The 23,910-nt window shown below is 73.8% G+C and carries 20 protein-coding genes; 15 read left to right on the top strand and 5 right to left on the bottom strand.

The window, feature by feature from the left end:
- Nucleotides 1–155 precede the first annotated feature (155 nt).
- Nucleotides 156–1,682 (bottom strand): MFS transporter, encoded by a 1,527-nt coding sequence (locus AMK26_RS19425; RefSeq protein ID WP_073755943.1) that lies wholly within the window; start codon nucleotides 1,680–1,682, stop codon nucleotides 156–158.
- An 87-nt stretch (nucleotides 1,683–1,769) separates the two neighbouring features.
- Between AMK26_RS19425 and AMK26_RS19420 the strand changes: the two genes are divergently transcribed.
- A complete protein-coding gene (locus AMK26_RS19420) occupies nucleotides 1,770–2,561 on the top strand; it encodes an SDR family NAD(P)-dependent oxidoreductase (protein ID WP_073756290.1) in 792 nt (263 codons plus the stop codon).
- On the opposite strand, the gene AMK26_RS19415 is transcribed toward AMK26_RS19420, so the two are convergent.
- From AMK26_RS19415 to AMK26_RS38380, 4 genes are read right to left on the bottom strand one after another with little or no spacing between them, the layout of a single operon-like run.
- Nucleotides 2,558–3,595, bottom strand: coding sequence for a 2-hydroxyacid dehydrogenase (locus AMK26_RS19415; protein ID WP_073755942.1), 1,038 nt, complete (start codon nucleotides 3,593–3,595; stop codon nucleotides 2,558–2,560). The genes AMK26_RS19420 and AMK26_RS19415 overlap by 4 nt on opposite strands.
- Before the next feature lie 17 nt (nucleotides 3,596–3,612).
- Nucleotides 3,613–4,230 carry a histidine phosphatase family protein gene (locus AMK26_RS19410; protein ID WP_073755941.1) on the bottom strand — a complete coding sequence of 206 codons (618 nt, stop codon included), beginning with the start codon at nucleotides 4,228–4,230 and terminating at the stop codon, nucleotides 3,613–3,615.
- Nucleotides 4,227–5,726: an FGGY-family carbohydrate kinase gene (locus AMK26_RS19405; protein WP_073755940.1), complete on the bottom strand. Its 1,500-nt coding sequence runs from the start codon at nucleotides 5,724–5,726 to the stop codon at nucleotides 4,227–4,229. Before AMK26_RS19405 ends, AMK26_RS19410 begins: the two co-directional genes overlap by 4 nt.
- Nucleotides 5,719–7,233, bottom strand: coding sequence for an FGGY-family carbohydrate kinase (locus AMK26_RS38380; RefSeq protein WP_073755939.1), 1,515 nt, complete (start codon nucleotides 7,231–7,233; stop codon nucleotides 5,719–5,721). Before AMK26_RS38380 ends, AMK26_RS19405 begins: the two co-directional genes overlap by 8 nt.
- Nucleotides 7,234–7,436: 203 nt before the next feature.
- Between AMK26_RS38380 and AMK26_RS19395 the strand changes: the two genes are divergently transcribed.
- From AMK26_RS19395 to AMK26_RS19335, 14 genes are all read left to right on the top strand, one after another.
- Entirely contained in the window at nucleotides 7,437–8,210 is a 774-nt protein-coding gene (locus AMK26_RS19395; RefSeq protein WP_198944113.1) for a DeoR/GlpR family DNA-binding transcription regulator, read from the top strand.
- A 290-nt stretch (nucleotides 8,211–8,500) separates the two neighbouring features.
- Nucleotides 8,501–9,844: an MFS transporter gene (locus AMK26_RS19390; RefSeq protein ID WP_073755938.1), complete on the top strand. Its 1,344-nt coding sequence runs from the start codon at nucleotides 8,501–8,503 to the stop codon at nucleotides 9,842–9,844.
- 2 nt (nucleotides 9,845–9,846) lie between these two features.
- Entirely contained in the window at nucleotides 9,847–10,020 is a 174-nt protein-coding gene (locus tag AMK26_RS37345) for a hypothetical protein (RefSeq protein WP_198944112.1), read from the top strand.
- Between the two features lie 260 nt (nucleotides 10,021–10,280).
- Nucleotides 10,281–12,065: an N-acetylglutaminylglutamine amidotransferase gene (locus AMK26_RS19385; RefSeq protein ID WP_073755937.1), complete on the top strand. Its 1,785-nt coding sequence runs from the start codon at nucleotides 10,281–10,283 to the stop codon at nucleotides 12,063–12,065.
- The gene (locus AMK26_RS19380) at nucleotides 12,038–14,179 is read left to right on the top strand and encodes a prolyl oligopeptidase family serine peptidase (protein ID WP_073755936.1); all 2,142 of its coding nucleotides are present in this window, start codon (nucleotides 12,038–12,040) and stop codon (nucleotides 14,177–14,179) included. Before AMK26_RS19385 ends, AMK26_RS19380 begins: the two co-directional genes overlap by 28 nt.
- A gap of 96 nt (nucleotides 14,180–14,275) precedes the next feature.
- Nucleotides 14,276–15,277, top strand: coding sequence for a glycosyltransferase family 2 protein (locus tag AMK26_RS19375; protein ID WP_073755935.1), 1,002 nt, complete (start codon nucleotides 14,276–14,278; stop codon nucleotides 15,275–15,277).
- The gene (locus tag AMK26_RS19370) at nucleotides 15,274–15,798 is read left to right on the top strand and encodes a D-glycero-alpha-D-manno-heptose-1,7-bisphosphate 7-phosphatase (protein ID WP_198944111.1); all 525 of its coding nucleotides are present in this window, start codon (nucleotides 15,274–15,276) and stop codon (nucleotides 15,796–15,798) included. Before AMK26_RS19375 ends, AMK26_RS19370 begins: the two co-directional genes overlap by 4 nt.
- A complete protein-coding gene (locus AMK26_RS19365; RefSeq protein WP_073755934.1) occupies nucleotides 15,795–16,802 on the top strand; it encodes a glycosyltransferase family 9 protein in 1,008 nt (335 codons plus the stop codon). Before AMK26_RS19370 ends, AMK26_RS19365 begins: the two co-directional genes overlap by 4 nt.
- Before the next feature lie 254 nt (nucleotides 16,803–17,056).
- Complete coding sequence (locus tag AMK26_RS19360; protein WP_443333170.1) at nucleotides 17,057–18,130, top strand: glycosyltransferase family 9 protein; 1,074 nt, start codon at nucleotides 17,057–17,059, stop codon at nucleotides 18,128–18,130.
- Complete coding sequence (locus AMK26_RS19355) at nucleotides 18,103–18,972, top strand: glycosyltransferase family 2 protein (protein WP_073755932.1); 870 nt, start codon at nucleotides 18,103–18,105, stop codon at nucleotides 18,970–18,972. Before AMK26_RS19360 ends, AMK26_RS19355 begins: the two co-directional genes overlap by 28 nt.
- A complete protein-coding gene (locus AMK26_RS19350) occupies nucleotides 18,969–19,865 on the top strand; it encodes a glycosyltransferase family 2 protein (protein ID WP_073755931.1) in 897 nt (298 codons plus the stop codon). Before AMK26_RS19355 ends, AMK26_RS19350 begins: the two co-directional genes overlap by 4 nt.
- Nucleotides 19,866–19,922: 57 nt before the next feature.
- The gene (locus tag AMK26_RS19345; RefSeq protein WP_073755930.1) at nucleotides 19,923–21,017 is read left to right on the top strand and encodes a carboxylate-amine ligase; all 1,095 of its coding nucleotides are present in this window, start codon (nucleotides 19,923–19,925) and stop codon (nucleotides 21,015–21,017) included.
- A gap of 203 nt (nucleotides 21,018–21,220) precedes the next feature.
- The gene (locus tag AMK26_RS19340; protein WP_073755929.1) at nucleotides 21,221–22,189 is read left to right on the top strand and encodes a UDP-glucuronic acid decarboxylase family protein; all 969 of its coding nucleotides are present in this window, start codon (nucleotides 21,221–21,223) and stop codon (nucleotides 22,187–22,189) included.
- A gap of 43 nt (nucleotides 22,190–22,232) precedes the next feature.
- Nucleotides 22,233–23,900 carry a carbamoyltransferase family protein gene (locus AMK26_RS19335; protein WP_073755928.1) on the top strand — a complete coding sequence of 556 codons (1,668 nt, stop codon included), beginning with the start codon at nucleotides 22,233–22,235 and terminating at the stop codon, nucleotides 23,898–23,900.
- Nucleotides 23,901–23,910: the final 10 nt, after the last annotated feature.

Here is a 23,910-nt window from a genome sequence, read left to right as displayed (position 1 = left end):
CCGGGCGGGAACGCAAGACGCCCCGGCTGGACGGGGGAACCAGCCGGGGCAGCGTGTGGCGGTCGTGAAGGCGTCTTCACAACCGACTGAATGAACGATAAACCATTGAGCGGCGCACCATCCAATCGGCCGCCGGCTCGCCGCGCGTCACCGCGTCACGGCACCGTGCGCGCGGTGGCGGTGGTGGGGCCGGCCGGAGTCATGGCCTTGGCGGCCTGCGCGGACAGCGGGGTCGCGATGTCCTCCAGCGACCTGCGTTCGGCGGCGACGGCGAAGAACAGCGCCACCAGGCCGGCCAGCACCATGAGCGTGGCGCCGATACAGAAGGCGAGCACGGTGTCCGCGACCACGCCGCTCTCGGTGAGACCGGCGAAGATCAGCGGGCCGGAGATACCGCCGGCGGCCGTGCCGACGGCGTAGAAGAACGCGATGGCCATCGCGCGGGTCTCCATGGGGAAGATCTCGCTCACCGTGAGGTACGCGGAGCTGGCACCGGCGGACGCGAAGAAGAGCACCACGCACCAGCTGAGGGTCATGGTGGTGGCGGTCAGCCAGCCGTTGGAGAACATCCAGGCGGTGACGAACAGCAGCAGGCCGGACAGGATGTACGTACCGGCGATCATCGGGCGACGGCCCCAGGTGTCGAAGAAGCGGCCGAGCAGCAGGGGCCCCATGAAGTTGCCGAACGCGATGACGGCGAAGAAGTAGCCGGTCGAGCCGGTGCCGATGTCGAAGAACGTCACCAGGATCGCGCCGAACCCGAAGGTGATGGCGTTGTAGAGGAAGGCCTGCCCGATGAAGAGGGCGAGGCCCAGCACCGCCCGCCGGGGGTAGGCGCGGAAGAGCGTACGGGCGATCTGTACGAAGCCGACACTGTGCCGCTGCTTGATGGTGATCGCCCCGGCCGGCTCGGGCAGCGGCCGGCCCGTCTCCGCCTCCACCTGCCGCTCGACGTCCGCCACCAGCTGCTCGGCGCCCTCCTCGCGCCCGTGGATGAACATCCAGCGGGGACTCTCCGGCACATGGCGGCGGACGAGCAGGATGACCAGGCCGAGGACGACGCCGAGGCCGAAGGAGATCCGCCAGCCCAGGTCCTTGGGGAGGATGTCGGTGTCGAGGGCGAGGACGGACAGCAGGGCGCCGCCCATGGCGCCGAGCCAGAAGCTGCCGTTGATGATCAGGTCCACCCGGCCGCGGTACTGGCTGGGGATCAGCTCGTCGATGGCGGAGTTGATGGCGGCGTACTCGCCGCCGATGCCGAAGCCGGTCAGGAAGCGGAAGACGAAGAACCACCAGGAGGAGAAGGACAGCGCCGTCAGCGCGGTCGCGGCCAGATAGACCGCCAGGGTGATCAGGAAGAGTTTCTTGCGGCCGAAGCGGTCCGTGAGCCAGCCGAAGAACAGCGCCCCGGAGCACGCCCCGGCGACGTACAGCGCGGCGGCGACGCCCGTGACCTGCGCGCTGCTGATGGCGAGCCCGCTGCCCTCCTCGGAGAGCCGGCCGGCCATGCTGCCCACGATGGTCACTTCCAGGCCGTCGAGGATCCAGACGGTGCCCAGTCCGATGACGATCATCCAGTGCCAGCGCGACCACGGCAGTCTGTCCAGTCGCGCCGGAACCTGGGTCGTCACGGTGCCGTTCGGCGCTTGCCCAGCCGCTTGCCCGAGATCCCGCTCTGTCATGGGTCACCTCCGAGGCGTGAACACGGCGGGCGGGTACCCCATGATCAATTGGGTGAAACGGAGCCGATGGGTGGGTACCCGGCGCGCATGGACACCGTGAAACCGCTGGCGGTGGTGACCGGCGCGTCCAGCGGCATCGGTCTTGCGCTGGCCCGGCAGTTCGCCGGCCACGGGTTCGACCTGGTGGTCTGCGCCGAGGACGCGGCCCTGACGGCCGCCGCCGAGGAGCTGCGCGGCCGGGGCGCCGGCGTCGTCGCCGTACGGGCCGACCTCGCCACCTATGACGGGGTCGAGCAGCTGTACGCGGCGGTCCTCGCGACCCGCCGGCCGGTCGCCGCCGCCGCGCTGAACGCGGGCGTGGGGCGGGGCGGGGCGTTCCTCGACGTCGACCTCGCCGACCACGCCCGGATCATCGACCTGAACATCAACGCGACGGTGCACCTCGCGCACCGGCTGCTGCGCGGCATGGTGGAGGAGGACGAGGGGCGGCTGCTGGTCACCTCGTCACTGGCCTCGATGGCGCCGGGGACGTGCCAGTCCGTCTACAGCGCCTCGAAGTCGTTCCTCCAGTCCTTCGCGCAGGCCCTGCACAGCGAGCTGCGGGACACCGGGGTGAGCGTCACGGCGCTGATGCCGGGTGCCACGCGGACGCCCTTCTTCCACCGCGCCGGCATGGCCGACACACGCCTGGGGCGCATGGCGAAGGACGATCCGGCCCGGGTCGCCGAGGACGCCTTCGAGGCCCTGATGCGCGGCCGGGGCAAGGTGGTCGCCGGGTCGGTGCGGACGAAGGTCCTGGGCGTAGCCACCAAGGTGCTGCCCGACCGTCTGAAGGCCGCCGGCCAGCGGTACCTGTCGCAGCCGCGCCCGAAGCGTTAACGCCCCTCGGGGTTGGCGCAGTGGGCGAGCGGTTCGCCACGGAGGAAGCGGGCCGCCTCGGCCGCCACGATCCGGGCCGCCTTGTGGGCCACCTCCCGGCTGGCGCCCGCGATGTGCGGAGTGAGGACGACGCCCGGCGTGGACAGCAGGCGGGCCCCGGCCGGGACCGGCTCGGCGGGGAACACGTCGAAACCGGCGCCCGCGAGCCGCCCCGAGTCCAGCGCGTCGCACACGGCCTCGTAGTCGACGAGCGCGCCGCGCGCGCAGTTGACCAGCACCGAGCCGGGCGGCATCGACGCGAGCTGAGCCGCCCCGATCATGCCCTTGGTCTCCTCCGTCACGCGCGCGTGCAGCGAGACGATCCGGGAGCGGCCCAGCAGCTCGTCCAGCGGCACCAGTTCGGCGATGCCCCCCACCGCCTCGGGCGTGACGTACGGGTCGTGGACCAGGACCTTGGCGCCCATGGCGACCAGGACACGGGCCACGCGTGAGCCGATCGCGCCGAAGCCGACCAGGCCGACGACCGAGCCGTCGATCTCGATGCCGCAGTTGTCGTAGTCGTAGTAGTCGCCGCGCCAGGTGGCGTGCTTGAGGTCGGTGTGGACGTCGCCGATGCCCCGCGCGGCGGCGAGGATCAGGGCGAGGGTGTGCTCGGCGGTGGCGACGGCGTTGCGGCCGGGCGCGTAACAGACGGCGACACCATGGCGGGTGGCCGCCTTAAGGTTGGCGTTGACGGGGCCGCCTCGGCTGACGCAGAACAGTTCCAGGTCGGGGCAGGCCGTGAGGATCCGCTCGGTGAGCGGGGCCATCTGGGTGAGGCAGATCCGTACGCCGCGCAGCGCCTCGATCAGCTCGTCCTCGGTGCCGGACGCCTCGTCGACCTCGGCGACCGGGCCGAAGGGCGTGTGCGGCCAGGGCAGTTGGATCCGGCGTACGTCGAGGCCGGCGCCGGGCGGTGCGGCGGCGCGGAGTTCCTCGTCGAGCAGCCGGGGCAGGACGAAGTGGTCGCCGGCGGCGAGGACGGTGGTGGTCACGGTGATGCTCCGAGGGGTCAGTGGGTGGTGAGGGCGGGCGCGTTGAGCCGCAGCAGGGAGGCCTGCCGGCCGGGCAGCAGCCGCAGTTCGGTCAGGGCGCCGTTCTCCAGGGCGGGGAAGACCTGGCGGTAGCGGGCGAGCGGGATGCCGAGGAGCTCGCACAGCACCAGGCGTACGAGGGTGGAGTGGGCGACGACGAGGACGCGGCCGTCGGGGAGCTCCCGCGCCACCTCCTCCAGGCAGGCGATGGCGCGCTCGGCCGCCGCGGCCGGGTCCTCGCCGCCCGGCAGGTGGTGGGTGACCGGGTCGGTGAGGAAGGCGGCGAGCGCGTCGGGAAACTCCTCGGCCATCTCGCCGCGCGTCAGCCCGTCGCCGCGCCCGAAGTCCACCTCGTACAGCCGCTCGTCGACCCGGGGGGTGAGGCCGAGCGCCGTCGCGGCGGGTTCGGCGGTGAGGCGGGCGCGGGACAGCGGCGAGCAGAGGACGGCGTCGAGGTGCTGTCCGGCGGCCCAGGCGCCGAGCGTGGCGGCCTGCTTGTGGCCCAGCTCGGTCAGCGGTACGTCGGTGCGGCCCGCGTAGCGGTTCTCCGCGTGCCACTCGGTCTCGCCGTGGCGTACGAGGACGAAGTCGGTCACTGCTCGGCCTTTCTGCGGGCGTGCGCCGCGACGGCCTGATCCAGCCGGCCGCGTCGGGTCAGTTCGTCGACGAAGTCGAGGTAGACGGGGGTCAGCCGGGCCGTGCGGGACGGGTCGGGGGTCAGGTGTGCGCGGACGCGCACCATGGCGGCCGCGGCCTGTTCCAGCGTGGCGCCCGAGGCGGTCGCGGCGAGCACCGCCATGCCGGTGGCGCTCTCGGCGTGTTCGGGGAGGGTGACCGTACGGCCGAGGACGTCGGCGCGCAGCTGCGACCAGTAGGCGTTGCGGGCGCCGCCGCCGGTGAGGGTGAGCGGGCCATCGACGGGGGCGCCGAGGTGGTCGAGGTAGTCGAAGCAGAGGCGTTCGACGCAGGCCACGCCGAGCAGCAGGGCGTGGAACTCCTCGGCGTCGCCGGACGGGTCGCCCAGGACGAACGCGGTGGCGTCGGGCGCCCGGAACGGGAACCGTTCGCCGCCCTCCCCCGCGAGGGGGTAGGTGACGGCGGTGGAGCCGGTGGCGGCGGCCTGCCGGGTGAGGGCGTCGAGGTCGGCGCCGGGGAAGCGCCGGGCGATGGCTCCGGCGCCGCTGCTGGACGCGCCGCCGGGCAGCCAGGTGCTGCCGGGGCCGCGGTGGCAGTAGACCACTCCCCCGGGGTCCCGTACGAGATGGGGGCTGACGCCCTTGAGGACGAGGGTGGTGCCGAGGACGGAGTTCCAGGCGCCGGGTGTGAGGGCCCCGGCGCCGATCTGCGCGGCGCAGCCGTCGGTCATGCCCGCGACGATGGGCGTGCCGGCGGGGATGGCCGTGGCCCTGGCGGCGTCGGCGCAGACCGTCCCGATGACCGTGCCGGGCCGGACGACGTCCGGCAGCAGCCCGGCGGGGACGCCGAGTCCGGCCAGTTCGCCGTCCGGCCAGCGCTCGTCGACCAGGTGGTAGCCGGTCTTGAGGGCGTGGCTGGCGTCGCTCGCGACCTGCTGCCCGGCCAGGCGCCAGGTGATCAGGTCGGCCTGGTGCAGCAGCCGGGCGTCGGGGAAGTCGGTGTTGTCCAGCAGCCACAGCAGCTTGGGCAGCGCCCAGGACGGCTGCATGGTGCGGTAGCCCAGCTCCTGCCAGACTTCCCCGCCCGCCTTGTTGACGCGGGACGTGTACGCGCGGGCGCGCCCGTCGTCGTACATCAGGCCGGGTGTCAGGGGTCTGCCCCGCTCGTCGGCGAGGAGGACGGTGCCGGAGGTGGCGTCGACGGCCAGACCACGGACGCGCTCGGGCGCGATACCGGTCAGGGCCTCGCGGCAGGCGCCGGCGAGGGCGGACCACCACTGCTCGGGGTCCTGTTCGTGGCGTACGCCGTCGCGGTGGCCGGCCAGCGGGCGGGACGCGGCGGCGAGGAGCCGGCCGGTACCGTCCACGGCGACCGCCCGGGCGCTCTGGGTGCCGAGGTCGAGGCCGAGGTGGACGGCGTCGGCCGTCAGGGCGTCGGCGGAGAGGGCGTCAGACATGTGGTGCCTTCTGTACGTCGGTGGTGGTGGCGGGCGACCAGCCGAGGGAGCGGGCGGCGCCGCGCCAGGCCAGGAACGACTCGTAGAGCCCGTCGTAGAACGCGCCGCGTTCGGGGTCGGGCTCCCAGCCGGAGCGCATCCGGACGTACGTGGCGGCCGCGTCCCGCATGCTGCTCTCCGCGCCGCTGAGGACGAGACCGGTCAGGAAAGCGCCCTTGGCGCCGAGTTCGGTGTCGGCGCTGCGGGCCGTGGGCACCCCGGTGACGTCCGCGATGAGCCGGCACCACTGGTCGCTGGCGGACCCGCCGCCGCACAGGCGCAGTTCGTGGACGTCGGTGCCGGACGCCCTCAGGCAGTCGCGGACGACGAGCGCCAGGCCCTCGAAGACCGCGCGGGCGAGGTGGGCGGGCGTGTGGTCGAGGGACAGGCCCCAGAAGGTGCCGCGGGCGCGCGGGTCGAGGAAGGGGGCGCGTTCCCCGGCGGGCGAGAGGTACGGCAGGAACACCGGTCCACCGGGCCCGGGTTCGGTGCCGAACGCCAGCTCCCCGAGGGCGGCGGGCCCGTCGACGGCGAGGAGGCGGGACGCCCAGTCGAGGACCTCGGTGCCGGAGAGGGTGGGGAAGGCGCGGAGGATGCGTTCGCGGCCGCGGTAGGCGATGTTGATGCCGCACGGTTCGCCGCTCGTGTCCACCTGGCGGGTGACGATCTCGGTGCACAGGGTGGTGCCGAGGATGGCGCACGCCTGGCCGGGGTCGACGACGCCGGCGCCGCGGGCGGTCGCGGCGATGTCGTAGGGGGCCATGACGACGGGCAGGCCGGCCGGGAGGCCCAGTTCGCCGGCGGTGTGGTGGGTGATCTCGGCGATCCGCTCGTTCTCGCCCAGTACCTCCGGCAGAAGACGGGCGTGCGCCTCGAACCCGAACAGGTCGACGATCGCCGGGTCGTAGGCGCCGGTGGTGTGGTCGAGGAAGGGGGCGGAGGCGTCGGACTCGTCGATGGCGGTCACTCCGGTCAGCTTCAGGAACAGCCAGCCGGCCGCCGTCAGCGCCGTACGCGAGCGCTCCAGGCGTCCGGGGTCGTGGGCGGCGAGCCAGCTGATCACCGCATTGGGCATGCCGCTGCAGGTGAGGGAGCCATTGCGGCGGTAGGCCTCCTCCAGGACGCCGTCGGCGGCCCAGCGGGTGAGCAGGTCACCGGCGCGGCCGTCGGACCAGAGGATGGCGGGACCGGTGGGGCGGCCGTCGGCGTCGACGAGCCAGCAGCCGTCACCCTGGGCCGTGAAGCTCACCAGCCAGACCTGGTCGTGGACCGGGCCGAGCTGGGAGAGGGCGCTGCGTACGGTGAAGACCACGCCGTTCCACACCGCGTCCATGTCCTGCTCCGCCCAGCCGGGGCGGGGGCGCAGTACCTCCGTGCCGATACGGGAAAGCGCTATTTCCTGCCCCTGGTCGTCGAAGACGACCGATTTGATGACGGACGTACCGACGTCGATGGTGAGAACCGACATGACTGGAATACCTGCCCCTTCACTCGCGGACGTCAGGTAAACGCGCGGCCGGGCGGAGCGTCAATCGGCCGCGCGATTATCCCGTGACCGGCCGTGGCCGCCGTGTGAGATCCCGGCCCCGCACCGCTCGGCCGGGCGGCGACACGGTGCTGCCGTGTTAAGTTCACGTGAGATTCGCACCGTGTGGCAAGGAGCCGGACGCCATGACCCGTATGGACGCCCAGGAGGAGCGGCGGCGCACGCTGCGCGAGCTGGTGACCGCGAAGGGGTTCGTGCGGACGAACGACCTGGCCGACGAGTTCGGCGTGAGCGTGATGACGATCCACCGCGATCTGGACGCGCTCCAGGCGCAGGGCTGGCTGCGCAAGGTGCGGGGCGGGGCGAGCTGTCTGCCGTCGACGCAGTTCCACGGCAGCGTGAGCGAGCGCCTGACGACGATGGCGCAGACCAAGCACCGGCTGGCGCGGGCCGCCGCGGAGCTGCTGGCGCCCGGGCAGATCGTGATGCTGGACGACTCCACCACCTGCCTGAGCCTGGCCCAGCAGATGGCCGACCACACGCCGCTCACGGTGATCACCAACTCGCTGCCGGCCGTCACGGCGCTGGCGCGGGAGCCGGGGGTCTCGCTGATCGCCCTCGGGGGCACGTACTTCCCGGCGTACGACGCCTTCATGGGGCTGCACACGGCGCACAGTGTGGAGTCGTTCCGGGCGGATGCGCTGTTCATGTCGACGACGGCGGTGACCGGGGGCCGCTGCTACCACATGTCGCCCGAGACGGTGCAGGTCAAGCGGGCGATGATGGCGTCCGCGGCGCGCCGGGTGCTGCTCATCGACCACACCAAGTTCGCCAATCAGGGGCTGTACGCGCTGGCCCCGCTCACCGACTTCGACCTGGTGCTGGTGGACGACGCGGCACCGGCGGCGGAGGTGCGGCGGCTGCGGGACATAGGCGTGGACGTGCGGATCGTCGAGTGAAGATCACAGACGCCACGTGAAGGTAACACCGACTTAACCTGACGGCCGGTGCGGCGCCCTGCCGGGACGGGGCCCTTGAGCTGCGGTGACGGCAGCTTTCGGGTGACCCGGGACACCGCCGCCGCATCCTTTTCACGCCACGGCCGGGGCGCGTCACGGGGTTTTTCTCCCGCTCATTGACCCTTCTCACACGGTCGTTTCATCGTGACGCCTCACAGCGCACCGCTCCCCGCGCTTTCCCGCGGCGCTTCCCCGCGCTTTCCCCGAATTTTCGAAAAAAGGTGGTTCTCGTGGCCGTCGTTCTTGACCCGTCGTCTTCCGCCGAAGAGACACCCGCGAGGCATTGGCTGGACAGGATCGGCATTCCCAAGGCGCTCGCCTGGGGATTCCTGGGCGTGCTCATCTTCATGATCGGCGACGGCGTCGAGTCCGGTTACCTGTCCCCCTACCTCCTGGACGAGGGCATGTCCAAGGAGCGGGTGGCGCTGCTGTTCACCGTCTACGGCGTCACCGCGAGCGTCGCCGCCTGGTTCTCCGGCGCCCTGTCGGACCTGTGGGGGCCGCGCCGGGTGATGATGCTGGGCCTTGGCATCTGGGGCGTGTTCCAGGTGGTGTTCCTGGTCTTCGCCGTCCCCGCGGTCGACTTCTGGCTCCTGCTGCTCTCCTACGGGCTGCGCGGCTTCGGCTATCCGCTCTTCGCGTACGGCTTCCTCATCTGGGTCACGGCGGTGACGCCGAAGGCCCGGCTAGGCTCAGCGGTGGGCTGGTTCTGGTTCGCGTTCACGGGCGGGCTGCCGACGCTGGGGTCGCTGGTCGCCAGCTTCGCGGTGCCGCGGATCGGCGCGTACAGCACGCTGTGGCTGTCGCTCGGGCTGGTCCTGGCGGGCGGCCTGATGGCCGTGCTCCTGGTGCGCGAGCCCACCGGCAGAAGCCGGCTCGCCCCCGCCGGTGAGCGCCCGGTCACCACCCTGATCGGCTCGCTCGCGATCGTCTGGCGCAACCCGAGGATCGGTACGGGCGCGGTCGTGCGGGCCATCAACACGGCGCCGCAGTTCGGCTTCCTGGTCTTCCTGCCGGTCTTCTTCACCGACACGCTGGGCTTCTCGCTCAGCGAGTGGCTCCAGCTGCTGTCCGCGATGTTCGCCACGAACATCTTCTTCAACCTGATCTTCGGCGTCGTCGGCGACCGCATCGGCTGGCAGCGCACCGTCGCGTGGTTCGGCGGGGTCGGCTGCGCCGTGACCACGCTGCTGCTGTACTACGGCACCGTGTCGGCGGGCGACAACTACGCCCTGGCGATGGTGCTGGTGAGCCTGTTCGGCGCGACGCTCGCCGGTTACGTACCGCTGTCGGCGCTGATGCCGTCGCTGGACCCGGCCCACAAGGGCCAGGCGATGTCGGCCCTCAACCTGGGCGCCGGAGCCAGTACCTTCCTCGGCCCGGCCCTGGTGGGCGTCTTCCTGGGTCCGCTGGGTGTCCAGGGCGTGATGTGGATCTTCGCGATGCTGTACCTGGCGAGCGCCGTCATGGCGCTGTTCCTGAAGCTGCCCGACCCGGTAGCGCCGGGGGCGCCGGGGTACTCGTCCCGCCCCGGCCCGGCATCGCGGGCACGGAACGAGTCGCCGGAGGCGTAGCGATGAGTGATGCGTGGGACTACCCGACCCCCTCCCAGGCGGAGGGCGAGCGCGAGCCGGGTGTGGACGAACACCCCGACGTGGCCCGCTCGACTCCGTCCCAGGCGGAGGGCGAGCGCCTCGCCAATGAGGAGGAGCAGGAGTCCGGCAAGGACAAGGGCATGGACACGAGATAAGACGGTCGGCGGTCCGTGAGGGGCGGGCGCCCGGCAGGCGCCCGCCCCTCACCGACGACGCTCCAGGCATGCCCGGCGATCAACGGGGCACCCGGCCGGATGGAGCGGGTCGCCGCGCACGGCCGGGACGGACGGCAGGCAGGGGTGCCCGCTCCCCGTCTTCGAGGAGTTGTGGTGACTGATTCATATGCGGTTGAGGAGGACGCTGAGGTCCCGGATGTGCTTGGGGCGGCGGATACGGCACGGCAGGGAGGTGCCGTATGTGTGGCCTGAGTGGGGAGATCCGCTTCGACGACCGCCGGCCCGATGTGGCCGCGGTGGAACGCATGACCGACCGGCTGGCGGCCCGGGGGCCGGACGGCCGGGGCATCTGGTCGCAGGGGCCCGTGGCGCTGGGCCATCGCCGCCTGAAGATCATCGATCTCTCGGAGCGCGGCGCACAGCCGATGACGGACACCGAGGCCCGGCTCACCGGGGTGTTCAACGGGTGCGTCTACAACTACCAGGAGGTGCGCGCCGAGCTGCGCGCCCTGGGGCACCGGTTCTTCTCCACCTCGGACACCGAGGTGATCCTGAAGGCCTACAGACAGTGGGGCACGGACTGCGTCGACCACTTCATCGGCATGTTCGTGTTCGTCATCGTCGAGAACGACACCGGCCGGGTGGTGCTGGCCAGGGACCGGCTGGGCATCAAGCCCCTGTACCTGGCACACGCGCCCGGCCGGCTGCGATTCGCCTCGACCCTGCCCGCCCTGCTGGCGGGCGGCGGCATCGACACCTCGCTCGACCCGGTGGCCCTGCACCAGTACCTGAGCTGGCACGCCACGGTGGCGGCGCCCCGCACGGTGCTCGCCGGGGTGCGCAAGCTGCCGCCCGCCACGGTGCGGGTGGTGGAGCCGGACGGCTCGTACCGGGACCGCTGCTACTGGCAGCCCTCGTACACGCGCCGCCCCGAGTTCGCCGGCATGGACGCCGGTGACTGGCGGGACGCGGTGCTGGACGCGCTGCGGACGGCGGTGCGCCGCCGGATGGTCGCCGACGTGCCGGTGGGCGTGCTGCTGTCGGGCGGTCTCGACTCGTCGCTGATCGTGGCGCTGCTGGCCGAGGAGGGGCAGAAGGACCTGGCGACGTTCAGCGTGGGGTTCGAGGCGGAGGGCGGCGAGGAGGGCGACGAGTTCACGTACTCGGATCTCATCGCGCGGCGCTACGACACCGACCACCACCAGCTGATGGTGCCCTCCGACCGGGTGTCGACCGCGCTCGACGCGGCGATCGCGGCCATGAGCGAGCCGATGATCAGCCATGACGTCGTCGCCTTCCATCTGCTGTCCGAGCTGGTCTCCAAGGAGGTCAGCGTCGTCCAGAGCGGTCAGGGCGCCGACGAGGTGTTCGCCGGCTACCGCTGGTACCCCGAGATGGCCGCCGTCGAGCGGGAGCGCGAGCCGGAGAGGTACGCCGACGTGTACTTCGACCGGCCGCACTCCGAGATGGCCCGGATCCTCCAGCCGCACATGCTCACCGACCACGACGTCTCCAGCCGGTTCGTACGCGAGCACATGGCCGCGCCCGGTGCCGAGACCGCCCTGGACGCGGCGCTGCGGCTGGACACCCACGTGATGCTGGTCGACGACCCGGTCAAGCGGGTCGACAACATGACCATGGACTGGGGCCTGGAGGCGCGCACACCGTTCCTGGACCACGAGCTGGTGGAGCTGGCCGCGGCCTGTCCGCCGGAGCTGAAGCTCGCGCAGGGTGGCAAGGGTGTGATCAAGGACGCGGGACGGGCGCTGCTGCCGCGCGAGGTCGTCGACCGGCCCAAGGGGTACTTCCCGGTGCCGGCGATCCGCCACATGGCGGGGCCCGTCCTCGAACGGGTCCGTGAGGCGTTGTACGCGCCCGAGGCGAAGGCGCGCGGTCTCTTCCAGGAGGAGTACATCGCCGAGTTGCTCGCCGCCCCCGACGACCACCGGACGAAGCGCGGGGCGAACGCCCTGTGGCACGTAGCGTTGCTGGAGATATGGCTGCAGACGCACAGGATCAGCTGACCGGAGCGACACCACCGGGCGGCGCCACGCCGGCGGCACCCTTGCTGGTGCCGCTCACCGACGCGGCGGGCCTGCGGGACACCCCTCAGCCGCTGGTCTCGCACGGCTGCTGGTACCCGTCGGCGGACCCCACCGGCGAGCACGTGGCGTTCATCTGCGACCGGACCGGGGTGCCGCAGCTGTGGACCGGTCCGGTGGCCGGAGGGTTCGACGGGGAGGGCATCCACCTGCTCGACTCCGACCCCGACCCGGTGACGGAGGTGGCGTGGTCGCCCGACGGGCGCTGGATCGCGTACACGGTCGCCCCCGGCGGCGGCGAGCACACCCGGGTGCTGTGCGTACGCCCGGACGGCACCGGACGGCGGATCGTGGCGGGCGCGGACTCGGGGAGCTCGGCGTACCTGGGGTGCTGGGCGCGCGACGGCTCGGCCGTGGCGGTCACCGTCGCCGAGCCCCCGCCGTCGCTGGGCGGCCCGCCCGACCGCGAGGACGCCGCCGTGGAGGAGCCGGAGGCCTTCGGGGAGCTGCCCGCCGACTGGGCGGGACGGGACGGCCACGCCACCCTGCTGGGCGGCGCCCATCGGGGCGAGGTGGGCCCGCAGGACGCGGGGCCGGAGCTGGACGGTGCCGTGCGGGACCGGCTGAGCGCCTACCTGGCCGATCCGGACGGGGTCCGGTCGCCCGTGCTGGTGGCCACCGAGTCCGGGGCCGCGACGCTGCGGGTGTGCGACGTCAGCCAGGACGGGCGGTTCGCGCTGGTGCGCCGGGGGCCGCGCGGGCGGCGCGAGGCCGTGGTGGTGCGTACCGCAGACCTGGGCACGGGGTCCGTTCTGCGGGTGGCCGACGGGGACCCCTGGATCGGCCGGTTCTCGCCGGACGGCCGCACCGTGTGGCTGCGCAGCGACCACGAGCGGGAGTTCGCGGCGCTGCTGGCCGCCGGGCTGGACGGCGAGGGACGGCGGACCGGACTGTCCGTGGTCGCCGAACGGGAGGGCAGCGACCTCGAACTGCTGGCGTTCACCGAGGACGGGCGTACCGCCGCGCTCGCCTGGAACGTGCGGGGCGCGAGCGAGTTCCGGACGCTGGGCCTGCCGGTGACCGAGCCGGCCGCGCCCGCGCCCAGCGGCGGCGCCACCGGCACGGCGCCGCCCCACGAGGTGACCCTTCCGCACGAGGTGGTGACCCGGATCAGCCGGGCCGGGCCCGACGGGATGGTGCTGGCCCTGTCGGGTTCGCAGCGGAAGCCGGGCGTGTGGTGGCTGTCCGGTACGGCGTCCCCCGCCCGCACGCCCTGGTCGTCACGGGACGAGGACGCCGTCCCGCCGGGCCGCCCGCCCGTACGCCCGGCGCCGCTGCGGCCCACCGCGCGCGACGGGCTGGTGCTGGGCGGCTGGTACTACCGGGCGCCGGGGCGCGCCGAGGGCCGGCCGGCGCCGTGCGTGATCCACCTGCACGGCGGCCCGGAGGAGCAGGAACGGCCGGTGTTCGAGCCGCTGTACCACGAGCTGACCGGGCGGGGCCTGGACGTCTTCGCGCCCGACGTGCGCGGCTCCTCCGGCTACGGGCGGTCCTTCGTGGACGCCGACCTCGGTACGGGGCGGTTCGCTGCGATCGAGGACGTCGCCGACTGCGTGGCGCACGTGGTCCTGACCGGGCGCGCCGACCCCACGCGACTGGCCGTGATGGGCCGCTCGTACGGCGGATACCTCACGCTGGCCTCGCTGGTGTGGCACCCGGAGCTGTTCCGTACCGGCGTCGCGGTGTGCGGGATGTCGGACTTCGCGACGTTCTTCGCCGGGACCGAGCCGTGGATCGCGGAGTCGGCGGCCCACAAGTACGGCCACCCGGTGCGCGACCGGGAGTTGCTGCGCGCTCTGTCCCCCATGAGCCGGATCGACGAGCTGCGCGTACCGCTGCTGGCGGTGCACGGCGAGCACGACACCAACGTGCCGCCGGGCGAGTCGGAGCAGGTCGTGCGGGCGGCGCGGGAGCGGGGGCTCGCGGCGGAGCTGCTGATGCTGCGCGAGGAGGGCCACGATTTCCGGCGGGCGGACAACCGGCGGCTGTTCCGCCGGACCGCCGCCGACTGGATGGAGCGGCATCTGACCGGCTGAGCCGTGCGACGGCTCCACCATGCGCATAAAGTGACCGAAGACGGGCATTCCGTATGTCGCTGTGGAAACCGACCCAGGATGTGGAGGCGCGGACGCATGATCCCCTCGCTCGCCTCGTACGCCGTGGTCGTCCCCACCATCGGACGGCCCTGCCTCGTCGACGCGCTCGCCTCGCTGGCCTCCTGCGAGGGGCCCGAACCGAGCCGGATCGTGCTGGTCGACGACCGCCCCGGACTACCGGACGGCCCACTGCCACTGGAGGCGCTGGGCGCGCTCGCGGACCGCGCCCTCGTCCTGCGCACGGGCGGCCTCGGGCCCGCGGCGGCCCGTAACGCGGGGGTGCGCGCCGTGGAGGAGCCGTGGACGGTGCTCCTCGACGACGACGTACGGGTCAGCGCCTACTGGCGCGAACAGCTCGCCCGCGACCTGGCGGAGGCCTCCCCCGACACGGGCGGCGTGCAGGGCGTCGTCCGGGTGCCGCTGCCCGCCGACCGCCGCCCCACCGACTGGGAACGCAACACGGCCGGCCTCCAGGGTGCCCTGTGGGTGACCGCCGACATGGCCTACCGCACCGAGGTGCTCAAGGCGGTCGGCGGCTTCGACGAACGGTTCCCCCGGGCCTTCCGCGAGGACGCAGACCTGGCGCTGCGGGTCATCGACGCGGGCTGGCGGATCGTACGCGGCGAACGGCTCACCGAGCATCCGGTACGGCCGGCCGACCGGTGGGTGTCCGTGCGGCTCCAGAAGGGCAACGCGGACGACGCGCTGATGAAGCGACTGCACGGCCCCGACTGGTGGGAGCGGGCGGCCGCGCCGCGCGGCCGGATCCGGCGGCACGCGGCCGTCACCGCCGCGGGCGTCGGAGCTTTGCTGCTGGCCGCCACCGGACGGCGGCGGGCCGCGCGCCTCGCCGCGGCGGGCTGGGCGCTGGGCACGGCGGAGTTCGCGCGAGCACGGATCGCGCCGGGCCCGCGGACGCTGGACGAGATCGTGACCATGACGGTGACGAGCGCGCTCATCCCCGCCGTCGCCACCTGGCACCGGCTCTCCGGGGAGCTGCGCCACCGGTCGGCGGAGAGCTGGGACGGCGTCCTGTGACGCGCCCGGCGGCGGTGTTGTTCGACCGTGACGACACGCTCGTCGAGGACGTCCCGTACAACGGCGACCCGGAGAAGGTCCGGCCCATGCCGGGCGCGCGGGAGGCGCTGGGACTGCTGCGGGAGCACGGGCTGGGGCTCGGGGTGGTCTCGAACCAGTCGGGCATCGGGCGCGGGCTGCTGACGGAGGCCGACGTCCGGGCGGTCAACGCGCGCATAGAAGCCCTGTTGGGTCCCTTCGACGCGTGGGTGCACTGCCCGCACGTACCGGACGACGGCTGCGGCTGCCGCAAACCGGCGCCGGGCCTGGTCATGGAGGCGGCACGCCTGCTGGGGGTACGGCCCGAGGAGTGCGTGGTGATCGGCGACATCGGCTCCGACATGGGCGCGGCGCTGGCCGCGGGCGCGCGGGGGGTGCTGGTGCCGACGGCGCGGACGCTGCCGGAGGAAGTGGCGGCCGCGCCCCATGTGTGCCGGGACCTGCTGAGCGCGGTACGGCATGCGCTGGGGAGGCGGTCATGAGGGCGCTCGTCGTGCGCCTCGACAGCTTCGGGGACGTCCTGCTGGCCGGGCCCGCCGTACGAGCGGTCGCCCACCGGGCGGACCGGGTGACGCTGCTGTGCGGCCCGCGCGGGGCGCCCGCCGCGCGGCTGCTGCCGGGCGTGGACGAAGTGCTGGTGTGGGACGCGCCGTGGGTGGGTTTCAGCCCGCCGCCGGTGCAGCGCGCCGACATCGACCGGGTGGTGACCCGTATCGCCGCCACGCGCGCCGACGCCGCGCTCGTCCTGACGTCGTTCCACCAGAGCCCGCTGCCCGCCGCGCTGTTGCTGCGCATGGCGGGCGTCGGGCACATCGCCGCCGACAGTGTGGACGCCCCCGGTTCGCTGCTGGACGTACGCCATCGGCGGGCGCCTCGCGCCCATGAGGCCGAGGCGGCGCTGGACCTCGCCGAGGCGGCGGGCTTCCCCCGGCCGCCGGGCGACGACGGGCGGCTGCGCGTCCACCACGCGCCGGGCGCACCGGAACTGACCGGGCCGGGGCCGTACGTGGTGGTCCACCCGGGCGCGAGCGTGGAGGCCCGGCGGTGGAGCCCGGAGCGGTGCGCCCACGCGGTACGGCTGCTGGCCGGGGCGGACCACCGGGTGGTCGTCACCGGCGGGCCCGACGAGCGGGAGCTGACCGCGCTGGTCGCGGGCCGCGACGGGCTGGACCTGGGCGGCCGGACGCAGCCGCCGCAACTGGCGGCGGTGCTGGCGGCGGCGGGCGCGGTGGTCACCGGCAACACCGGCCCGGCGCACCTGGCGGCGGCCGTAGGCACCCCGATCGTCTCCCTCTTCTCACCGGTGGTCCCCGCCGAACGCTGGGGCCCCTACGGCGTCCCGCACGTCCTGCTGGGCGACCAGGCGGCACCGTGCGCGGACACCAGGGCCCGCGAGTGCCCGGTGCCCGGCCATCCGTGCCTGGACGGGGTGACGGCGGAGGACGTACTGGCGGCGGTGGAGAAGCTGCTGGAGGCCGGGGAATGAGGCCCGGATCCCACCGCCCCGCAGCCGGGCGACGGCCGGGGTGGGGCCGTGCAGGGTCGTCCCCGCAGAGGTTGGCGGCGACGGGTGGGCTCCCGCTCCGACGTACCCGAGGCCGCCGGCCTCGAGGAGACGAGCCCGGAGGGGCCACGCCCCCCACCCACCTGCGGTGGCCGCCACCCGGCACCGCGCCAGAACGGGACGGCTCCGGTCAGCCGGCGGGTTCGGAGCGGAGCCCCGGCAGGCCGCGGGTGCTGGTGCTACGGGCACTGGGCCTCGGTGACCTGTTGGCCGGGGTGCCCGCGCTGCGCGCGCTGCGGCGGGGATTTCCGGGGTACGAGATCGTGCTGGCCGCGCCGGAGCAGCTGGCCGCGCCCGCGGCCGCGTCCGGCGCGGTGGACCGGCTGCTGCCGGCGTCGGCGCCCGGGAGGGCCGTACCGGTGCGGCTGGAGTGGGAGGGGCCGCCGCCGGACGTGGCGGTGGATCTGCACGGCAACGGACCGTCCAGCCACCGGCTGCTGCAACGTATGCGCCCGGGGCGGCTGCTGGCGTTCGCGCACCCCGGGACGCCGGAGATCGCGGGGCCCGAGTGGCGGGCCGAGGAGCACGAGCGCGCCCGGTGGTGCCGGCTGCTGGAGTGGTACGGCATCCCGGCGGACCCGGCCGATCTGCGGCTGCCGGTGCCCGGCGTGCCCTCCCCCGCGCCCGGCGCGGTGGTCGTGCACCCGGGCGCCGACTCGGGGGCGCGGCGCTGGCCGGCGGAGCGGTACGCGGCGGTGGTGCGGGGACTGCGGCGGCACGGGTACCGGGTGGTGCTGACCGGCGGGCCGGGCGAGGACGAGCTGCTGGACCGGGTACGGGACGGGGTCCTCCGGCCGGACGGCCCCGAGGCCGGCGGGCCGCTCGGCACGCCGGCCCCGCGTGGCCCCGCCGGGGCGCCCGCAGCCGGTGGGCGCGCCGGGGAGGGGGGCGTGGACGGCGACGTCACCGTGTTCCGGGGCGGGCTGCCGTTCGAGCGGCTGGCCGCCCTGTTCGCGGGCGCGGCGGCCGTGGTGAGCGGCGACACCGGCATCGCGCATCTGGCGGTGGCGTACGGCGTCCCCTCCGTCACCCTGTTCGGTCCGGTATCGCCCGGATTGTGGGGCCCGCCTCCGGGTACGCGGCACGTGGCGTTGTGGCACCCGGGGCCGTCGGGTTCCCGGCCGGGCGACCCGCACGGGCGGGAGCCCGACCCCCGGCTGTTGCGGATCCGGCCCGACGACGTCCTCAAGGCCCTGTTCGACCACCCGGAGGTACCGCGCCCGTGGACAGCCGCACCACCGTTGTCGTGATCACCCACAACCGCCGCGAGCAGCTGCTGGGGACGCTGGACCGCCTCGCCGCGCTGCCCGAACGGCCCCCGGTGATCGTCGTCGACAACGCGTCGACCGACGGCACACCGGAGGCCGTCGCCCGGCTGCACCCGGAGATCACGGTGCTGACCCCGGGGCTGAACCTGGGCGCGCCGGGCCGCAACATCGGTGTACGGCACGCCCGTACGCCGTATGTGGCGTTCAGCGACGACGACTCCTGGTGGGAGCCGGGGTCGCTGGGGCGCGCGGCGGACCTGATGGACCGCCATCCGCGGCTGGGGCTGCTCGCCGCCCGCGTCCGGGTCGGCCCCGACGGGGAGCCGGACCCGCTGAACGACCAGCTCGCCGCCTCCCCGCTGGAGCGCGCCGCCGATCTGCCGGGGCCTCCGGTGCTGGGCTTCCTGGCGTGCGCCGCGGTGGCCCGGAGGGAGGCCTACCTGGAGGCGGGGGGCTACCACCCGATCCTGTTCCTCGGCGGTGAGGAGACGCTGCTGGCGTACGACCTGGCGGCGCACGGCTGGGGCGTGTGCCACTCCCCCGACGTGGTGGCCGTGCACAGCCCGGTCGGCGGGGTGCGGCCCGGCCGACCCGCCGTCCAGCTCCGCAACGCGGCGCTCACCGCGTGGCTGCGCCGCCCGCTGGCGGTGGCGCTGCGGCACACGCGCGGGATCGCCGTACGGGCGCGGCGGGAGCCGGAGGCCCGGGAGGCGCTGCGCGAGCTGCTGGGGCGGCTGCCCGTGGCGCTGCGGGAACGCCGGCCGCTCCCGGCGGCCGTGGAGGCGGCGGCCCGCCGCCTGGACGTCCAGGGGGCCGTGCCGTGACGGACGGCCGCACGACCGTCGTCGTGATCACCCACAACCGGCGCGACGAGCTGCTGCGTACGCTGGGCAAGCTGGCCGCGCTGCCGGAACGCCCGCCGGTGATCGTCACCGACAACGGCTCGACGGACGGCACCGCGGAGGCGGTCACCCGGCTCCACCCCGAGATCACGCTGCTGACGCCGGGCCAAAACCTCGGCGCGGTGGGCCGCAACCTCGCGGTACGCCGCGTCCGTACGCCGTACGTCGCCTTCTGCGACGACGACTCCTGGTGGGAGCCGGGGTCGCTGGCGTACGCGGCGGACCTGCTGGACCGGCACGACCGGCTCGGGGCGGTCACGGCACGGATCCTCGTCGAGCCGGACGGCCGGGAGGACCCGATCGTGGCCGAGCTGCGCGACTCGCCGGTCCAGGGCCCGGACTGGCTGCCGGGGCCCGCGCTGGGGTCGTTCCTTGCGGCGGCGACGGTGCTGCGGACGGAGGCGTTCCGGGCGGCGGGCGGGTTCAGCGAGCGGCTGTGGCTGGGCGGCGAGGAGGAGCTGCTCGCCACGGACCTGGCGACCCAGGGCTGGTGGCTGGCGTACGTGGCGGGGATGACCGTCCACCACGCGCCGTCGGTGGCGCGGGACCCGACGCTGCGGCGGGTGCACGGGCTGCGCAACACGCTGTGGTTCTGCTGGCTGCGCCGCCCGGTGCTGCCCGCGCTGCGCCGGACGCTGGACCTGGCGCGTACGGTTCCGCGCGACCGGGCGTCGCTGCGGGCGTTCGGGCTGGCGCTCGCGGGGCTGCCGTGGGTGCTGCGGGAGCGGCGGGTGGTGCCGCCGGCGGTGGAGGCGCGGCTGGGGGCGCTGGCGGAGTCGCAGCGCACGTCGACGGCTCGGCGCTATGTGGGCTGACCGGGTGAGCTGACGATGTCCGATTCATCCGATCGTTCGGAGGGTACCCGGGGCGACATGATCACCATTGGGGTCGAGGAAGAGTACTTGCTGCTCGATCCGGACACGTGCCTGCCGGTCCCGCTGGCGGACCATGTACGTGCGGCCGCGGGTCTCGAGCCGATCGTCGAGGACGCGGAGGTCCAGTCGGAGCTGCTGCAGGCGCAGGTGGAGGTGGCCACGCCGGTGTGCACCGACCTCGGGGAGGTCGGCGGCCACCTGCTGCGGCTGCGCCACGCGCTCGGCACGGCGGCGGAGAAGAACGGCTGCCGGATCGCGGCGTGCGCGACGGCCCCGTACCGGGAGGTGGCGCCGGTGCCGGTCACGCAGAAGGCCCGCTACCTCGCGATGCGCTCACAGGCACCGCAGCTGGTGGCCGAACAGCTCGTCAACGGGATGCATGTGCACGCGGCCGTGCCGGACCGGGAGATGGGCGTCGCGGTCCTGAGCCGGATACGCGTCTGGCTGCCCGTCCTGGTCGCCATGTCGGCCAACTCGCCCCTGTGGGACGGCAAGGACACCGGTTTCGCCAGCTGGCGCACGGTGATCTTCGGGCGCTGGCCGGTCAGCGGCCCGCCGCCCTCGTTCGCCTCGCTCGCGGACCACGAGAGACGGGTACAGTCGCTGCTGGACACCGGCATCATCACCGACACCGGCCAGCTCTACTGGCAGGCCCGGCTGTCCGACAAGTACCCGACCATCGAGGTGCGGTGCGCGGACGTGCAGCTGCGCGCGGACGCGGCCGTCATGTTCGCCGGGATCATCCGCGGCTTGATCGCCACGGCCATCCGGGAGGAGAAGGCCGGCCTGCCGCTGCCGCAGTGCCCGCCGGAACTGCTCCAGGCGTCGAACTGGCACGCCGCCCGCCATGGTCTGAGCGGCCTGCTGGTCGATCCGGAGGGGAAGGCGCGGCGGGCGGGCGACGTGCTGTGCATGCTGCTCGACCACGTCACCCCCGCGCTCGACGAGGCCGGTGACAGCCGCGAGGTGGCCTCGCTGGTCCACCGGCTGCTCCAGCAGGGCACGCCGGCGGACCAGCAGCGCCGGGCGCTGGCCGAGGGCGGCCTGCCGGCCCTGGCGGAGCTGATCACCAGCGAGACCGTCGCCCCCTGACCCCGTCCGACCTGGGCGTATGAACCCGTTGGACAGCCCGGGGAACGCCCGCCGAAGCCCCCGGCACGGCCACCGTCACCAAGCGTGACCACTCGAACGGCTCACACCACCGCGCCCCGGGCCCCCGTACGGCCCAGCCTGGTCGCAGGTGCAGGGGGCACTGGAGCGTCGTTCGCGTTCCGCACTCGTACGGAGGAGACCGCATGAACACCGCTTTCTCACGCAGCTGGGAACACGCCGTCGTCACCGGCGGCGCCGGCTTCGTCGGTTCGCACCTGTGCCACGCGCTGCTGGACTCGGGCACCGCCGTCACATGCGTCGACGACTTCAGCACCGGGCGGCCGGAGAACATATCCGACCTGCTCGGCCACCCCGGCTTCACGCTCGTCGAGGCGAACGTCTCCGAGCCCTTCACCGTCGACCGGCCGCCCGACCTGGTGCTGCATTTCGCGTCGCCCGCGTCGCCCGCCGACTATCTGCGCCTCCCGCTGCACACGCTGGACGCCGGCAGCCTCGGCACCCGCCACGCGCTGGAACTCGCGCACCGCTCCGACGCCCGCTTCCTGCTCGCCTCCACCTCCGAGGTGTACGGCGACCCGCAGCAGCACCCGCAGAACGAGCGCTACTGGGGCAACGTCAACCCGGTCGGCCCGCGCAGCGTGTACGACGAGGCGAAGCGGTTCGGCGAGGCGCTGACCACCGCCGAGGCCGAGGTGCACGGCACGGACGCCGGCATCGTACGGCTGTTCAACACCTACGGTCCGCGGATGCGCGGCCACGACGGCCGGGCCGTCCCCACCTTCGTACGCCAGGCACTCGACGGCGAGCCCCTCACGGTCACCGGCGACGGGCTGCAGACCCGGTCGCTGTGCTACATCGACGACACCGTGCGCGGCATCCTCGCCGCGGCGGCCCACGGGCTGCGCGGCCCGGTGAACATCGGCAACCCGACCGAGATCACCATGCTGGAACTGGCCCGGCTCGTCATCGAACTGACCGGCTCCGACTCGGAGATCCGCTTCATCGAACGGCCGACGGACGACCCGGCCGTGCGCTGCCCCGACATCACCCTGGCCCGCGACAAGCTCGAATGGGAGCCGGTGGTCAGCGCCGAGGAGGGTCTGCGGCGCACCATCGCCTGGTTCCGCGACCACGCGGACTCCCCTTCCTGACGCCCGTCCGTCGTACCCGACTCGCCGAAAGGCCTGGGACCCCATGCGCATTCTCGGAATCAACGCACTCTTCCACGATCCGGCCGCCGCGCTGGTCATCGACGGACGCACCGTCGCCGCCGCGGAGGAGGAGCGGTTCTCCCGCCGCAAGCACGGCAAGCGGCCGGTGCCGTTCTCCGCCTGGGAACTGCCCGAGAAGGCCGCCGCCTGGTGCCTGAAGCGGGCGGGCCTGCGCCCCCAGGACCTGGACGCGGTGGCGTACTCCTTCGACCCGGAACTCGCCCGGCCCGCCGATCAGATGGGCCTGGACGACCCGTGGGACCACCTGCGCCTGACGTACGCACGGGAGGCACCCGGCTTCCTCAAGGCGACCCTGCCGGGCCTGGACCCGGGCATCGTCCGCTTCGTGCCGCACCACATGGCGCACGCCGCCTCCGGCGCCTTCGCCGCCGAGGGCGCCGACACGTCGTCGGTGCTGGTCCTCGACGGGCGGGGCGAGCGGGCCTCGCACCTGGCGGCGCGCCGCGTCCACGACCGGCTGGAGGCGCTGTACGCACAGGAGCTGCCGCACTCGCTGGGGCTGGTCTACGAGGAGCTCACCGACCACCTCGGGTTCCTGCGCTCCTCCGACGAGTTCAAGGTCATGGCGCTCGCCTCGCACGGCCGGCCCCGGATGCTGCCCGAGCTGCGGCGGTACGTGTACCCCACGGGTGACGGCGGGTTCCACGCGACCGGGGTGCCGTGGGCGGAGCTGTGTCCGCGGCGCCGCCCGGACGAGGCGTGGACGCAGGACCACGCGGACATCGCCGCCAGCGCGCAGGCCGTGCTGGAGGAGACGCTGCTGGACCTCGTGCGCTGGCTGCACGGCCAGACCCACGACGGCGTCCTGACGCTGGCCGGGGGCGTCGCCCTCAACTGCGTGGCCAACTCGCGGATCGCCCGCGAGGGGCCGTTCGACCGGGTGTGGGTGCAGCCCGCGGCCGGTGACGCCGGTACGGCGCTGGGCGGGGCGCTGCTGCTGGCGGCGGGCGGCGGGGACGACCCGGATCCGATGCCGGGCGCCGATCTGGGGCGGGACTGGTCGGACGCCGAGCTGGGCGCCTGGCTGAAGACGGCCGCCGTTCCCTTCGACCGGCCGGCGGACATCGCGGAGACGGTGGCCCAGGCGCTGGCGGAGAACGCGATCGTGGCGTGGTTCCAGGGGCGTTCGGAGTTCGGGCCCAGGGCGCTCGGGCACCGCTCGCTGCTGGCCCACCCGGGGCACGCGGGGAACCTGGAGCGGCTCAACGACGTGAAGGGGCGCGAGCAGTTCCGGCCGGTGGCGCCGATGGTGCTCGCCGACCGGGCGGCGGAGATCTTCGACGGCGTGATCCCCAGCCCGTACATGCTGTTCGTGCACGACGTGGCGCCCGAGTGGCGCGAGCGCATCCCGGCCGTGGTGCACGTCGACGGCACGGCGCGGATCCAGACCGTCGACCGGCAGGCCGAGCCGCTGGTGGCGCGGATGCTGACCGAGTTCGAGCGGCGCACCGGACTGCCGGTGGTGGTCAACACCAGTCTCAACACGGCCGGCCGGCCCATGGTGGACGACCCGCGCGACGCCCTGGAGTGCTTCGGCTCCTCCCCCGTCGACCTGCTGGCCATCGGCCCGTACGCGGTGCGGCGCGGGGACTTCTTCCGCTCCGACGACACCGACGACGCGGCGCGGTGAGGGGAGGAGA

Source organism: Streptomyces sp. CB03234 (assembly GCF_001905885.1).
Lineage (GTDB): Bacteria > Actinomycetota > Actinomycetes > Streptomycetales > Streptomycetaceae > Streptomyces.
This window is presented reverse-complemented; position numbering and strand designations above follow the sequence as displayed.

Coding starts and splice junctions, on each gene's coding strand:
- AMK26_RS19425 (WP_073755943.1), bottom strand. CDS start 1,682: ATGACAGAGCGGGATCTCGGGCAAGCGGCTGGGCAAGCGCCGAACGGC.
- AMK26_RS19420 (WP_073756290.1), top strand. CDS start 1,770: ATGGACACCGTGAAACCGCTGGCGGTGGTGACCGGCGCGTCCAGCGGC.
- AMK26_RS19405 (WP_073755940.1), bottom strand. CDS start 5,726: ATGTCTGACGCCCTCTCCGCCGACGCCCTGACGGCCGACGCCGTCCAC.
- AMK26_RS38380 (WP_073755939.1), bottom strand. CDS start 7,233: ATGTCGGTTCTCACCATCGACGTCGGTACGTCCGTCATCAAATCGGTC.
- AMK26_RS19395 (WP_198944113.1), top strand. CDS start 7,437: ATGACCCGTATGGACGCCCAGGAGGAGCGGCGGCGCACGCTGCGCGAG.
- AMK26_RS37345 (WP_198944112.1), top strand. CDS start 9,847: ATGAGTGATGCGTGGGACTACCCGACCCCCTCCCAGGCGGAGGGCGAG.
- AMK26_RS19385 (WP_073755937.1), top strand. CDS start 10,281: ATGTGTGGCCTGAGTGGGGAGATCCGCTTCGACGACCGCCGGCCCGAT.
- AMK26_RS19380 (WP_073755936.1), top strand. CDS start 12,038: ATGGCTGCAGACGCACAGGATCAGCTGACCGGAGCGACACCACCGGGC.
- AMK26_RS19375 (WP_073755935.1), top strand. CDS start 14,276: ATGATCCCCTCGCTCGCCTCGTACGCCGTGGTCGTCCCCACCATCGGA.
- AMK26_RS19365 (WP_073755934.1), top strand. CDS start 15,795: ATGAGGGCGCTCGTCGTGCGCCTCGACAGCTTCGGGGACGTCCTGCTG.
- AMK26_RS19345 (WP_073755930.1), top strand. CDS start 19,923: ATGATCACCATTGGGGTCGAGGAAGAGTACTTGCTGCTCGATCCGGAC.
- AMK26_RS19340 (WP_073755929.1), top strand. CDS start 21,221: ATGAACACCGCTTTCTCACGCAGCTGGGAACACGCCGTCGTCACCGGC.
- AMK26_RS19335 (WP_073755928.1), top strand. CDS start 22,233: ATGCGCATTCTCGGAATCAACGCACTCTTCCACGATCCGGCCGCCGCG.